We start from the raw sequence: 14,093 nt of genomic DNA, 5'->3' as shown, positions 1-14,093 counted from the left end.
GTCGTTTAGTCGGCGCGGTAGTTCGGCGCTTCTTTGGTGATCTGCACATCATGGACGTGCGACTCGCGCACGCCGGCCGCCGTGATCTCGACGAATTCGGCCTTGGTGCGCATTTCCTCGATGGACGCGCAACCGCAGTAGCCCATGGAAGCTCGTATACCGCCAACCAGCTGATAAATAATGGCGATGACGCTGCCCTTGTAGGGCACGCGGCCTTCGATGCCTTCAGGCACCAGCTTGTCGACATTGTTGGCGGGATCCTGGAAGTAGCGGTCGGCAGAACCTTCTGCCATCGCACCCAGGCTGCCCATGCCGCGATACGACTTGTACGAGCGGCCCTGAAACAACACGACCTCGCCCGGCGCTTCTTCCGTGCCGGCAAACATGCCGCCCATCATGCAGGCCGACGCGCCTGCCGCCAAGGCCTTGGACACATCGCCGGAATAGCGGATGCCGCCATCGGCAATCAGCGGTACCCCGGTGCCTTCCAGTGCCTTGGCAACGTCGGCAATCGCCGTGATCTGCGGAACGCCCACGCCGGCAACGATACGGGTGGTGCAAATAGAACCCGGCCCGATACCGACCTTGACGCAATCTGCGCCCGCTTCGACCAGCGCGCGCGCTGCGCCAGCAGTGGCGATGTTCCCGCCGATGACTTGAATCTTGGGATAATTCTTCTTGACCCAGCGCACGCGCTCGATCACGCCCGCCGAATGTCCGTGAGCCGTATCGACCACGATGACGTCGACACCCGCAGCGGCCAATCGTTCGACCCGCTCTTCCGTGCCCTCGCCCACCCCAACGGCGGCACCGACACGCAACTGGCCCTGGCTGTCCTTGGACGCGCTGGGATGCTCGGTGTTTTTGACGATGTCCTTGACCGTGGCCAGGCCGCGCAGCTCGAACTTGTCGTTGACGATCAGCACACGCTCCAGGCGGTGCTTGTGCATCAGGGACTGGGCCTCGTCAAGCGTGGCGCCTTCATTCATGGTGACCAGTCGGTCTTGCGGCGTCATGATGTCGCGCAGCGGGACATCCAGCCTATCTTCGAACCGCAAGTCGCGGTTGGTGACGATGCCTACCAGCTTGCCCGCTTCGATTACCGGCAGCCCCGAAAAACCGTGCTGGCGCTGTAAGGCGATGGCATCGCGCACCTTCATGGTCGGGGTCACGGTGACCGGGTCAATGACAATACCGAACTCGTGCCGTTTTACCCGCGCAACTTCGCGCGCCTGCTCTTGAGCAGTGAGATTTTTGTGGATGATGCCAATGCCGCCTTCCTGAGCCATGGCGATGGCCAGCCGCGATTCAGTCACGGTGTCCATGGCCGCTGATACCAGCGGAATGTTCAGCGTAATGTCGCGCGTGAAGCGAGTGGAAAGAGAGGTATCGCGAGGAAGGACTTCGGAATACGCCGGGACCAACAACACATCGTCAAAGGTCAGCGCTTTTTTAATCAGACGCATAAAGCAAGCTCCGTGCAAAGCAGGATTATAAGCGGAAGCTGGGGTTTTTACCTATCCGGCTACAGGATGTGTAGCCGGATAGGCGGGTATCCACCTAGCCAAGCCACACCCGGGCATTGCGAAACATGCGCAACCAGGGGCTGTAGCCGCCATGCGGGCTTTGTTCTCCGCCGGTGTCCAGGTCGCCCCAACGCTTAGGTGCCCATGACATCATTACATTGCGCGTGACCCGTTCAGGATGCGGCATCATGATGGTGTAGCGGCCGTCGGCGGTTGTGACACCAGTAAGTCCCTGCGGGCTGCCGTTGGGATTGTTGGGGTATTGTTCGGTGCGTGCGCCGCGGTTATCTACGTAATGCAATGCCGCCTGCACCTGGTCCAGGTCACCCTGCATGGAAAAGTCGGCATAACCTTCGCCATGCGCCACCGCCACGGGAACGCGCGTACCCGCCATGCCTTGCAGGAACAGCGAAGGCGAATCAGGAATCTCGACCAGGGACAAACGCGCTTCGTATTTTTCGGATTGATTGCGGGTGAACCTGGGCCAGTGTTCCGCGCCCGGTATCATGCTGGCCAAGGCAGCCATCATCTGGCAACCATTGCATACGCCCAAGGCGAAACTATCGGGCCGCGAAAAATATTGCGCGAATTGATCGGCCAATCGCTGATTGAACCGTATGGTGCGCGCCCAACCTTCGCCTGCCCCCAGCACGTCGCCATAACTGAAGCCGCCCACGGCCACCAGGCCCTGGACATCCGCCAGGCTTATGTGGCCCGCCAGCAGGTCCGTCATGTGCACGTCCACGGACTCGAAACCGGCCTTGTCAAAAGCCCAGGCCATTTCCACCTGGCTGTTGCAGCCTTGCTCACGCAGCACTGCCACGCGAGGCCGCTTGCAGCTGACAATATAGGGCGCCGCCACGTCTTCCTGGGGGTCAAAGCTGACCTGCGGTGTAAGGCCGGGATCACCTTGATCTTGCCAGCTGTCGAATTCTGCCTGCGCGCACGCCGGATTGTCACGCAACGCCATGATGCGGCGCGTGACCTCGGCCCACTGCTGTCCCAATACAGCCCGCGGCTTCTGATAGATACACTGGCCGTCGCGATAGATCTGTATCTCGTCCTTGGTGTTCAAGCTGCCCATGACGTGCGAATGAGCGGAGAGCCCCGTCCCCCTGAGCTGCTGCAAGACCTCATCGCGGCGCGCCAGCGGCACCTGTATGACCGCACCCGCTTCTTCGGCAAACAATGCCTTGAGCGTGAGCTCGTCACGCTGAATCGAAACTTGCTCGGACCGTATCTTGTAATCGCCCCAGTCGGCGGCATGCGGGTCGATGGTGAGCATGTCCAGATTGATGGACACACCCACATGGCCGGCAAAGGCCATTTCGCATACGGTAGCCAGCAGGCCGCCATCGGAGCGGTCGTGATAAGCCAACACCAGGCCCTGTGCCGCAAGATGACGCACAGTCTTGAAGAACGCACCCAGAGATACGGCGTCATCGATGTCGGGAACCGTATGGCCAACCTGCCCATAGGCCTGCGCCAGGACAGAGCCGCCCAAGCGCTGCTGGCCCATGCCCAGATCGATCAGGATGAGCGCGGTATCGCCAGCGTCGGTACGCAATTGCGGCGTGAGCGTTGCGCGCACATCGGCCACCGGCGCAAACGCTGTCACGACCAGCGAAACCGGTGCGATCACATCACGCTGCTCGCCTTCATGTTCCCACGACGTGCGCATGGACAAGGAATCTTTGCCGACGGGGATGGACAACCCCAGTTGCTGGCACCACTCACTGACCGCCGACACGGTGTCGTACAGCGCGGCATCCTGGCCTTCCACCCCGCAAGCCGCCATCCAATTGGCCGAAAGCTTGACGTCTTTAAGCGACTGCACATCGCTGGCCGCAAGGTTGGTAAGCGCTTCAGCCACCGCCATCCGGCCCGACGCCGGGGCATCGATCATGGCCAGCGGTGTGCGCTCGCCCATGGCCATGGCTTCACCGCGTACGCCTTCATAATCCGCAAGCGTGACTGCGCAGTCGGCCACCGGCACCTGCCAGGGACCCACCATCTGGTCGCGGCTGCTTAGGCCGCCCACCGTGCGGTCTCCGATGGTGATCAGGAAATTCTTGCTTGCCACCGTCGGATGACGCAGCACTCGATCTATGGCTTCGTCCAGCGCGATACCCACGACGTCCACGGCTTCGTGGGTAGTCGTAACCCGGCCGACGTCGCGCGTCATGCGCGGCGGCTTGCCCAGAATGACGTCGATGGGTACGTCCACTGGGCGAGGTTGATTGGCGCCGACTTGTTGATTGCGCTCGCTTTCAGCAATACCTGGCAAGCCTTCGCCGCAAGTCACACGCAATTGCCGCTCTTCGGTTGCTACACCGACCACGGCATAAGGGCAACGCTCGCGCCGCGCGATGACGTCGAACCGTGACAGGTCCGCCGGCAAAATCGCCAGTACATAACGTTCTTGCGACTCATTGCTCCAGATCTCTGCCGGCGACAAGCCGGATTCTTCCAGGTGGACCTGCGTCAATTCGAAGATGGCGCCGCGCCCGGCGTCGTTGACCAACTCTGGAAACGCGTTGGAAAGGCCGCCCGCACCGACGTCGTGTATGGCAATGATGGGGTTGGCGTCGCCTTGCTGCCAGCATCGGTCTATGACTTCTTGCGCCCGGCGCTCCATCTCGGGGTTGTCGCGCTGTACGGAATCGAAATCCAACTCGGCGCTATTGGCGCCGGCGCTAAGGCTGGAAGCCGCCCCGCCTCCCATGCCGATGCGCATGCCCGGTCCGCCCAACTGAATAAGCAAGGCGCCGGGTGGGATGGGGTCTTTATGAGTCAGCCTGTCGTCAATGGAGCCCAGCCCCCCGGCGATCATGATGGGCTTGTGATAGCCCCAACGTGTGCCCCCGGCGCTTTGCTCAAAGCTGCGGAAATAGCCCAGCAGGTTGGGCCTGCCAAACTCGTTGTTGAATGCAGCGCCACCGACGGGGCCTTCGATAATGATGTCCAGCGGGCTGGCAATGCGATCCGGCAGGCCGTGCTCGTCGGCCTCCCAGGGCTCAGGCGCATCCTTGAAGCGCAAGCTGGACACCGTAAAACCGGTCAGGCCGGCTTTGGGCTTGGAGCCGCGGCCTGTCGCGCCTTCATCCCGTATCTCGCCGCCCGCTCCGGTGGCTGCACCGGGAAACGGTGCAATCGCTGTCGGGTGGTTATGGGTTTCGACCTTCATCAAGGTGTGGACGGTGGCCGGATGATGACCATACACCTTATCGGTGTCGGAGGCCCCCGCATGAAACAGGGTGGCTGGCCCGCCCGCCATGATGGCCGCGTTATCCGAGTAAGCCACAACCGTGCCTTCCGGCTGGGCTGCGTGCGTGGCTCGTATCATGCCGAACAAGGTATTGGCTTGCTCCTGGCCATCGATAACCCACTGCGCGTTAAATATCTTGTGCCGGCAATGCTCGCTGTTGGCTTGAGCGAACATCATCAGTTCGACGTCAGTGGGGTTGCGCCCAAGCTGCTTGAAAGCGTCGACAAGGTATTCGATTTCGTCCTCGGACAAGGCCAGGCCCAGGCTGCGGTTTGCCTCTTCCAGCGCTTGCTGCCCGTGACCGATGATATCGATGGTCTCCAGCGGCTTGCCAGGCAACGAAGCAAACAAGGCCGCGCCGTCAAAGGAGGCATCCACCACCGTTTGCGTCATGCGATCATGCAGGCAGGCGGCGATACGCGCCAACTGGCTCTCGTCGATGGACTTCGATCCCAGCAATCCGCGCGCGGGCACGATCACATACCGTATGCCGCGTTCAATACGCCCCACTTCAGACAAGCCACAATTATGCGCAATGTCCGTCGCCTTGCTGGCCCAGGGCGATACCGTCCCAAAACGGGGAACGACGCGCAAAATCAATGCGTTCTTGTTCTCTTTGCTCGCCGGTTCGCCGTGGTTGCCATAATCGAGCAACTGCTCCAGCCGGCCCTGCGCTTCCGGACTTAAGGCGGCGTCGGTACGAACATAGTGCTCGTAATGGCCGCTGATATCGCCAACCGGCAGATCCAGTTCAGCAAATCGCTTCAAGAGACGTTCACGACGAAAAGCGGAAAGAACCAGGGAGCCAGAGAAGTACAAGATATTGGTCACAGATGGGGCGCGGGGGGCAGAGTGAGGGAAAGGGGCATTTTACCTTGTTGGAGGGAAGTGTTTCGAGAGGTCTTAGCCGTGGAGATCCAGGTTTGCGGGATTGGTGATGTATGGGGCTGCGTTTTGTTGACGTGGGCCGTGGGCTGGCCTGCTGTGCCGGGCCACGGTGCCGGTTCGGCGCCCTGCGCGCCGAACATCGCATCGCCTCGCTCGTTCGCCCGTTCGGGCTGCCTTCGCGTCCGGCTCGCTCGGCCCCAAAGGCCCGGCACAGCAGGCCAGCCCACAGCCCACTGCAGCATGTAAAGGCCACCATCGCTGGGACGGTCAATGTGCTTGGCATGCTTACGCCCCACCGTTCGCGTGAGAAGGAGGTTACACGCCGCCAAAATCGCGCCCCCTGCGGGCCCAATTTTGGCATTCGGGCTGATCTGTCGGGAGGTCGGTAAGGGCTGGCGGCTGGCATCTAGAACGGTAATCGGCGCCGTTTGCGAAAGCCAATCCACGTCACTACGCCGTCATCGGGTCGGGACAGCCTTTTAATCGCAATCCAGGTCAGATGCGACTTGGCCATCAAGGCAGTGTCTGTGACCCCACCAGCAAACCCCGCGCAATATCAGCTTCGATGCCCGCAGTGGCCCGGCAGGCGGGCCGCGTAGGGCGAGCGCAATACGCCTTCTCTACTCAAATGGACGGTGAGCAAGCATGCCAAGCACCCCACCAAGCCGTACGCGTCTATAGAAAATGAATCAACACCACAGCAACCCTTACGAGGCTGCCTCTGGATAAATCACCTCCAAAACATCCAACTCATTCTTCCCCGCCGGCGTCTTCAAAGTCACTGTGTCGCCTTCCCGAGCCTTCAATAAAGCCCGGGCCACCGGTGAAATCCAGCTGATACGCCCTTCCAGCGGTTCGGCCTCGTCCACGCCCACAATCGTCACGCGGAATTCCTCACCGGCCTGGTCGGAATACACCACGGTCGCGCCAAAGAAGACTTGATCGCGGTTCGGCTGCGTGGCCGGGTCGACGACTTCGGCCAATTCCAGCCGCTTCGTCAGGAAGCGCATGCGCCGGTCGATTTCCCGCAGGCGCTTCTTGCCGTATAGGTAGTCGCCGTTCTCGGAGCGGTCGCCGTTCGACGCCGCCCACGACACGACCTGCACTACTGACGGACGCTCTTCAGTCATCAGGTGTGCAAGCTCGGCCCGCAGCCGTTTATAGCCGTCGACGGTTATATAGTTCTTGGTGCCGGCGGGCAGTGATACCGCTTCCGGTGCCAGGTCGTCGTCATCGTCGTTGTCCGACTCTTTGACAAATGCCTTGTTCATAATGATAAAAACCAGAAATATCGGCCAGGCAGCCAATAGCGCCTAAGCTTCAAACCCAATCATGCCAGATCGGCGTCAGGTCGGCAGGCAGTGGAGGGATCTCGCCCAGATCCAGCTTGCCTTCGCGCGGACTGTGGAAGTCCGACCCGGCAGACGCCATGAAGCCGTACTGGCGGGCAACATTGGCATACTCGGCATATTGATCGGGATGATGGCTGCCGGTAACGACCTCGATCGCAGCGCCGCCCAAGCGCTTGAACTCGTCGAACAACGCACCGAACTGCACCGGCGTGTAGCTGTAGCGCCCAGGATGGGCAATGGAAGCCCGACCGCCCGCACCGTTGATCCAGCCCACGGCCTGTTCCAGCGTCGTCCAGTGCACCGGCACGTTGCCCGGCTTGCCGTCGCCCAGGTATTTGTCGAAGACGGCCTGCATGGTCTTGCAGTAGCCGCGCTCGACCAGAAAGCGCGCGAAATGCGTGCGGCTGACCAGGGCCGGATTGGCGGCAAACGACAAGGCGCCTTCGTAGCTGCCGGGTATGCCCAGAACGTCCAGTCGATCGGCCATTTCGCGAGCGCGGATCGAGCGCCCGTTACGAATGCCCAATAGACCGGCGTTTAGCGCTGCGTCGGTTTCGTCAACACCCAAGCCCAGCACATGCACCGTATGGCCGGCCCAGGTAACCGAGATCTCGACGCCAGTAATGTATGACATGCCCAAGGCCTGCGCGGTGGCGCGCGCCTCGGCCACCCCCGAAAGTTCGTCGTGATCGGTCAAGGCCCATAGGTTCACGCCGTTGGCATGCGCGCGCGTTGCCACCTCTGATGGCGTCAGAACGCCGTCAGAAATAATGGAATGGCAATGCAGATCAACTTTCACGTGGTTCCGTCAACATCATGGCTGCCGGTGTTCCGGCCCGCCGGTATAAAAAAATAGTTTACGCCTACCCGCGCAGCAAAAACGCTTCTACCGGATCGATTTGATCATCGCTGCGGAAAGTGGGCGCATGCCCAACACCGGGTACGTCCAGCAAGCTTGCGTGCGGATTGCGGCGCAGCATTTCTTGCGCCGCCTCGGCGGTCAACAAGTCGGATAGCTCGCCGCGCACCAGCAATATGGGGCTGGCGACGCTTTCGTATGCCGCCCACAATAGTGCCTCGGACTTGCGCACGGTCTGTTCGGACTGATCGGCAAAGGGCTCGGCGATGCGCAGGTCGTAATGCTTGACCCACTGATCGCCTTCCTGCGTGAACACATGACGGGTCAGCGCTTCCCAGCCTTCCTGGTCGTGCAGGCCAAAGCCGGCCGATATCGTACGAACGTAATCTACCGCCAGTTCGAAAGAGCCAAACCGCATGGGCTCGGCGACATACTGCGCAATACGCGACAGACCCGAAAAATTCAGCCTGGGCCCGATGTCGTTCAACACCATCTTACCTAATTTCAGCGTCTGCTCGGGCGCCAGGCCGGAAGCCCCGCGCGGCGGACGCATCATTGCCGACATGGCCAGCGTGCCCGCCAAGGCCAGGCCGATCAGTCCACCCATGGAGGTGCCTACCCAATCGAGCCGGCCGGGCTGCAGCCTGGCGATCAAGGTCAGCATGTCGGCGGCGTACTGCGGCACGACGTAGCCGGCGCCGTTCAGCAGCCAGTCGGACTTGCCGCGGCCCACGACATCGGGACAGACGACGCGGTAGTGGCGTGACAGCCGTGCCGCCATGCGATCGAAATCGCGGCCGGTGCGCGTGAGTCCGTGCACACACAATAGAACCTGATCGTTGTCAGGATCGCCCCACTCCCAGTAAGCCATCCGGTGGGTGCCGGCAGGGCTGGCGCACATGACGTAGTCAAGTCGGGGCTGGTCGGCAGTAAGTGTCGGCGCTTGAGCGGTCATGGCGGGGCTTTGCAAGAGATTGGGAGCCTTCGATTGTAGCGTCACGCACATTCAGCCTACTCAAACATGCAATGCATGTCCCAAGGCACGTAACGCCGCCTCTTGCACGGCTTCGCCCAGGGATGGGTGGGCGTGTATGGTACCGGCCACATCTTCCAGCGTGGCGCCCATCTCGAGCGACTGCGAGAATGCGGCGGCCAGTTCCGACACGCCACGCCCTACCGCCTGCCAGCCAACAATAAGGTGGTTATCCCGTCGCGCCACCACACGCACAAAGCCATCGGCGGACTCCAGCGTCATGGCGCGGCCATTGGCAGCGAAGGGAAACATGGCGTCCAGGCAATCCAGGCCGGCGGCTTGCGCTTCCTGTGGTGCCAAGCCGGCGGTGGCGATCTCGGGGTCAGTGAAGCAAACGGCAGGTACGGCGGCGGGCGCGTAGCGGCGGCGATGGCCGGCGATGATCTCTGCAACCATCTCGCCTTGCGCCATGGCGCGGTGAGCCAGCATGGGCTCGCCGGTCAGATCGCCAATCGCCCACACATTGCGCATGGAGGTCGCGCATTGATCGTCAATGCGCAACGCCGAGCCATTCATGTCAAGCATCAGGGACTCCAGGCCATAACCCACGGTGCGTGGCCGCCGACCTACCGCGACCAGAACCTGGTCGGCCGGCAGGTCGGTGACCTTGTCTTGCTTGTCCCGCACACGCAGCGCCTTGCCATCGTCCGACATGCCCTGCACCGCGGTCGATAAATACAGCCCCACACCCAAGCGCTTCAAGGAAGCCAGCACCGGGCGCGACAAGGCCGCATCGTAGGCGGGAAGTATGCGGTCTTGTGCTTCGATGATGTCGACCTCGACACCCAGCTTGCGATACGCCATGCCCAATTCAAGACCGATGTAGCCGGCACCCACTACAGCCAGCCGCCCGGGCAGCTTGCTGGGGGACAAGGCCTCGGTGGAAGAAATGACAGGACCGCCGAAGGGCATGAAGGGCAAGGCCACTGGCTCTGAACCGGTCGCAAGCAAGAGGTGTTCGCAGACAATACGCTGCGTCTTGCCGCCGGCCAGGGCAACATCCACCGTCTTGCCATCGACAATATGCGCCTGCCCCTGGACCAGTTGCACGCCATTCTTCTTGAGCAAAGCGGCCACGCCTCCGGTAAGTTTCTTGACGATGTCGTCCTTCCACCCCACCGTGGTGGCCAGGTTGATGGCTGGCGACTGCGCGCTGATGCCCAGCGGCGAACCAGCGGCATACTGCGCAAGCTTATGGAACTCGTCTGCCGCATGGATCAGGGCCTTGGACGGTATGCAGCCTATGTTCAGGCAGGTACCGCCCACATCGGCGGCCTCCACCAGCACCGTAGGTACCCCCAATTGCCCTGCCCGGATAGCTGCCACGTATCCGCCGGGACCGGCGCCAACAATAAGTAGTTTTGTTGTTTCCATGCCTACCCTATTCAACGAACAGCATGGCGGGGCATTCGAGCAAACCACGCACTTGCTGGATGAATTGCGCCGCGTGCATGCCGTCCACCACCCTGTGGTCAAACGACGAGGACAGGTTCATTACCTTGCGAGCCACGATTGCCCCGCCCACGATCATGGGACGTTCGACGATGCGATTCACGCCGACTATGGCGACCTCGGGGTGGTTGATCACGGGTGTCGAGACGATGCCACCCAGCGCGCCGAGGCTGGTCAAGGTAATGGTGGAACCCGTGAGCTCGTCGCGCGAGGCGCGACCGCTGCGAGCTGCAGTAGCCAGGCGGGTGATTTCGCTGGCGCATGCCCAAAGGTCGAGCGCCTCGGCATGGCGGATGACCGGCACCATCAGGCCGGACTCCGTCTGCGCCGCCATGCCCAGATGCACGGCGCCATAACGCGTGACGGCGCCGGCCTCATCGTCGTAACGGGCGTTGATCTGCGGAAAATCGCGCAGGGCCAGCACCATGGCGCGCGCCAGCAGGGGCAGGATGGTGAGCTTGCCGCGTTCGCCGCCCCAGCGCTCATTAAGGCGCAGGCGCAAGGCTTCAAGTTCGGTCACATCGATTTCCTCGACGTAGGTGAAGTGCGGAATGCGACGCTTGGACTCCTGCATCTTCTCGGCGATCTTGCGACGCAGGCCGATTACCGGGATTTCCTGTACGTCGTCCCGCGGCGCCAACCCGCCAGCCGGTCGCAACGATGTCGGCCCAGCGGGGCCGCGAGCCAGGTGCTCGTCCAGATCGGCATGGGTGATCCGCCCGGCCGCTCCGCTGCCCGCAACATACTGCAGCTCTATGCCCAGGTCCCACGCCCGTTTGCGCACCGCCGGAGAGGCCAGCGGTTTCTCGCCCGGCTTGCGCGCCGGCGCGCTTACAGCAGATACCGCCTGGGCAGCAGGCATGAAAATAACCCGCCCCGCGCCGCTGTCGCTTGATCCGGCGCTGGGCCCGCCGCCGGAGTCGGATCTCGCCTCCGAAGACGCTGTTGCCCTTGGCGTGGGCGCCGGTTCAGGCGCGCGTGTTCTCGAATCGCCGCCCTGCGTCTGTTCGCTCGACGATGCTGCATCAACCGCCTTGGCTGCGGGCGCATTGCCCTTGCCCTCCACCTGCAACCGTATCAGTTCGGCGCCGACAGCCATCACCTCGCCAACCTTGCCACCCAGCGCCAGCACTTTGCCATGCACGGGCGATGGCACTTGCACCGTGGCCTTGTCGGTCATGACGTCTGCCAAAATCTGGTCTTCGACGACCTCGTCGCCCGCTTGTACGTGCCACTCCACCAGTTCGACTTCGGCAATGCCTTCGCCGATATCGGGCATCTTGATTACATGCTGTCCCATGCTCAAGCCCCCCGCTTCACGGCTGCGGCTTCCCATGTGGCGCTATCGCCGGCACTCGCTTCCATACAGCCGCGAAATGCCGCGCCGACGCGTGCCGGCCCCGGAAAGTAAGCCCACTCGTGGGCATGCGGGTAAGGGGTGTCCCACCCGGCCACGCGCACTATCGGCGCCTCCAGATGATAGAAGCAATGCTCTTGCACCAAAGTCGCCAGCTCGGCCCCGAAGCCGCTGGTCTGGGTGGCTTCGTGTACCACCACGCAGCGCCCCGTCTTCTTGACCGAGGCCACGATGGTGTCTATATCCACTGGCCACAGGCTGCGCAAGTCGATGATCTCGGCATCAACACCCGATTCGCGAGCCGCGACTTCGGACACGAAGACCATGGTGCCATAGGTCAGTACGGTAAGATCCGACCCCTCGCGGAACACCGAGGCCGAATCCAGCGGAATGGAATAGTAATCGTCGGGCACCAGGCCGAGCGGATGCTTGGACCAGGGCGTTACGGGCTGGTCGTGGTGGCCATCAAAAGGCCCGTTGTACAGGCGTTTGGGCTCGAGGAAAATAACCGGATCGTCGCATTCGATGGCCGCGATCAACAACCCTTTGGCGTCATAGGGATTGGACGGCATGACGGTGCGCAAGCCGCTGACATGCGTGAACAATGCTTCGGGGCTTTGGCTATGCGTCTGGCCGCCGTAGATGCCGCCGCCGCTGGGCATGCGTATGGTCAGGGGTGCAATGAATTCGCCCGCCGACCGATAGCGCAGGCGGGCTGCCTCGGAAACAATCTGGTCCGTTGCCGGATAAAAGTAATCGGCAAACTGGATCTCTACCACCGGGCGCAGGCCATAGGCGCCCATGCCGACGGCGGCGCCCACAATACCGCCCTCGGATATCGGCGCGTCAAAAACCCGGCTGCGGCCATACTTGGCCTGCAGCCCCTCAGTACAGCGGAACACGCCGCCGAAATAGCCGACGTCCTGACCAAAAATCACCACGTTCTCGTCGCGGGCCAGCATGACGTCCATGGCCGAACGCAAGGCCTGGATCATGGTCATGGGGCGGGCGTTATCTGCATTCGTCTTTTTTTCCATGATCACACCCCCATTTGTTGACGCTGCCGGCGCAGGTGCCAAGGCATGTCTTTGTAAACGTCCTCGAACATGGTTGCGACGCTGGATGTTTCGCCGGTCGCCAGCGTGCCGTGGCTTTCGGCCTCTTTTTGCGCCTTAATGACTTCGCGCTCGTATTCTTTTTGGGTACTGGCGTGTTCCGCTTCGCTCCAGGCCCCTACACCAATCAGATGCTGCTTCAGGCGCTCGATAGGGTCGCCCAAGGGAAACCGCGCCCAGTCATCGGCCGGTCGGTATTTGGAAGGATCGTCCGAGGTGGAATGCGGGCCGGCACGGTAAGTGACCCATTCGATCAACGTGGGGCCCAAATTGCTGCGCGCCCGCTCTACCGCCCATCGCGACACCGCGTAAACCGCCAGGAAGTCATTGCCATCAACGCGCAAGGAGGCGATGCCCGTGCCTATGCCGCGCGCAGCAAAAGTGGTGCTCTCACCCCCCGCCAGAGCCTGGAAGGTGGAGATCGCCCATTGGTTATTGATCACGTTAAGGATGACCGGCGCCTGGTAGACATGCGCGAAAGTCAGGGCCGTCTGGAAGTCCGCAGCGGCCGTGGCGCCATCGCCTATCCATGCCGAAGCGATCTTGGTGTCGCCCTTGATGGCCGACGCCATGGCCCAACCCACGGCCTGCACGAACTGGGTTGCAAGATTGCCGGAAATCGAGAAAAAGCCCCGTTCGCGCATGGAATACATGACCGGCAGTTGCCGCCCTTTCAGGCGGTCTTTATCGTTGGAGAAAAGCTGGCACATCATCTCGACCAGGGGCACATCTTGCGCAATCAGCAGATTTTGCTGCCGGTACGAGGGAAAGCACATGTCGCCTGGTGACAGCGCCAGCATCTGGGCCGCCCCTACGGCTTCTTCGCCCAGGCTCTGCATGTAGAACGACATTTTCTTCTGGCGCTGGGCGATCAGCATGCGCGCGTCGTAGATGCGCGTCTTGATCATGGTCTGCAGGCCCTTGCGCAGCAACTGGACGTCGATGTCTTCGGCCCAGGGTCCTACCGCCTTGCCGTCGTCGTCCAGCACGCGCACCAGCGTATAAGCCAGATCGGCGGTGTCGGCAGCGGAAGTGTCTATGGCTGGCTTGCGTACGGCGCCGGCAGGGGCCAGCCGCAGATAGGAGAAATCAGTGGCGTGTCCGGGTCGGCCCGAGGGCTCGGGTACGTGCAGCCGTAGTGGAGTGCTAGTTGTCATGGTCGCTTTTGAAAATGTCTTGTGGAATTTTCGGGACTTCAGTGTGCTTGGCCGCCTTGTGGGCAGCTGAATCTATGATCGCCGAT

General features: G+C 61.8%; 9 protein-coding genes. All 9 read right to left on the bottom strand.

Annotated features, from left to right (window positions below; all coding sequences use genetic code 11):
• Positions 1 to 5: 5 nt before the first annotated feature.
• The 9 genes from guaB to CKA81_RS04285 all read right to left on the bottom strand — a co-directional run bounded on the left by guaB (position 6) and on the right by CKA81_RS04285 (position 14,007).
• Entirely contained in the window at positions 6 to 1,466 is a 1,461-nt protein-coding gene (guaB, locus tag CKA81_RS04325; protein ID WP_128354210.1) for an IMP dehydrogenase, read from the bottom strand.
• A gap of 94 nt (positions 1,467 to 1,560) precedes the next feature.
• Positions 1,561 to 5,625 (bottom strand): phosphoribosylformylglycinamidine synthase, encoded by a 4,065-nt coding sequence (gene purL / locus CKA81_RS04320; RefSeq protein ID WP_128354209.1) that lies wholly within the window; start codon positions 5,623 to 5,625, stop codon positions 1,561 to 1,563.
• Positions 5,626 to 6,389: 764 nt separating this feature from the next.
• A complete protein-coding gene (gene greB, locus CKA81_RS04315; protein WP_128354208.1) occupies positions 6,390 to 6,953 on the bottom strand; it encodes a transcription elongation factor GreB in 564 nt (187 codons plus the stop codon).
• A gap of 49 nt (positions 6,954 to 7,002) precedes the next feature.
• Positions 7,003 to 7,833: a 3',5'-nucleoside bisphosphate phosphatase gene (locus tag CKA81_RS04310; protein WP_128354207.1), complete on the bottom strand. Its 831-nt coding sequence runs from the start codon at positions 7,831 to 7,833 to the stop codon at positions 7,003 to 7,005.
• A gap of 64 nt (positions 7,834 to 7,897) precedes the next feature.
• On the bottom strand, positions 7,898 to 8,794 hold the full coding sequence (locus CKA81_RS04305; RefSeq protein ID WP_128356541.1) for an alpha/beta fold hydrolase: 897 nt from the start codon (positions 8,792 to 8,794) through the stop codon (positions 7,898 to 7,900).
• Positions 8,795 to 8,908: 114 nt separating this feature from the next.
• Entirely contained in the window at positions 8,909 to 10,300 is a 1,392-nt protein-coding gene (lpdA, locus tag CKA81_RS04300; protein WP_128354206.1) for a dihydrolipoyl dehydrogenase, read from the bottom strand.
• Between the two features lie 7 nt (positions 10,301 to 10,307).
• Entirely contained in the window at positions 10,308 to 11,678 is a 1,371-nt protein-coding gene (locus tag CKA81_RS04295; RefSeq protein ID WP_128354205.1) for a dihydrolipoamide acetyltransferase family protein, read from the bottom strand.
• 2 nt (positions 11,679 to 11,680) lie between these two features.
• On the bottom strand, positions 11,681 to 12,772 hold the full coding sequence (locus CKA81_RS04290) for an alpha-ketoacid dehydrogenase subunit beta (protein ID WP_128354204.1): 1,092 nt from the start codon (positions 12,770 to 12,772) through the stop codon (positions 11,681 to 11,683).
• Between the two features lie 2 nt (positions 12,773 to 12,774).
• The gene (locus CKA81_RS04285) at positions 12,775 to 14,007 is read right to left on the bottom strand and encodes a 3-methyl-2-oxobutanoate dehydrogenase (2-methylpropanoyl-transferring) subunit alpha (RefSeq protein ID WP_128354203.1); all 1,233 of its coding nucleotides are present in this window, start codon (positions 14,005 to 14,007) and stop codon (positions 12,775 to 12,777) included.
• Positions 14,008 to 14,093: the final 86 nt, after the last annotated feature.

This window comes from Pollutimonas thiosulfatoxidans, from assembly GCF_004022565.1.
Taxonomy (GTDB): domain Bacteria; phylum Pseudomonadota; class Gammaproteobacteria; order Burkholderiales; family Burkholderiaceae_B; genus Pusillimonas_D; species Pusillimonas_D thiosulfatoxidans.
The sequence above is the reverse complement of the archived record's forward strand: the minus strand, read 5'-3'. Positions and strand labels throughout refer to the sequence as shown.

What these genes read in the sequence shown, in the direction of transcription:
- guaB (WP_128354210.1), bottom strand. Translation starts at nt 1,466, where the DNA reads ATGCGTCTGATTAAAAAAGCGCTGACCTTTGACGATGTGTTGTTGGTC.
- greB (WP_128354208.1), bottom strand. Translation starts at nt 6,953, where the DNA reads ATGAACAAGGCATTTGTCAAAGAGTCGGACAACGACGATGACGACGAC.
- CKA81_RS04305 (WP_128356541.1), bottom strand. Translation starts at nt 8,794, where the DNA reads ATGTGCGCCAGCCCTGCCGGCACCCACCGGATGGCTTACTGGGAGTGG.
- lpdA (WP_128354206.1), bottom strand. Translation starts at nt 10,300, where the DNA reads ATGGAAACAACAAAACTACTTATTGTTGGCGCCGGTCCCGGCGGATAC.
- CKA81_RS04295 (WP_128354205.1), bottom strand. Translation starts at nt 11,678, where the DNA reads ATGGGACAGCATGTAATCAAGATGCCCGATATCGGCGAAGGCATTGCC.
- CKA81_RS04290 (WP_128354204.1), bottom strand. Translation starts at nt 12,772, where the DNA reads ATGGAAAAAAAGACGAATGCAGATAACGCCCGCCCCATGACCATGATC.
- CKA81_RS04285 (WP_128354203.1), bottom strand. Translation starts at nt 14,007, where the DNA reads ATGACAACTAGCACTCCACTACGGCTGCACGTACCCGAGCCCTCGGGC.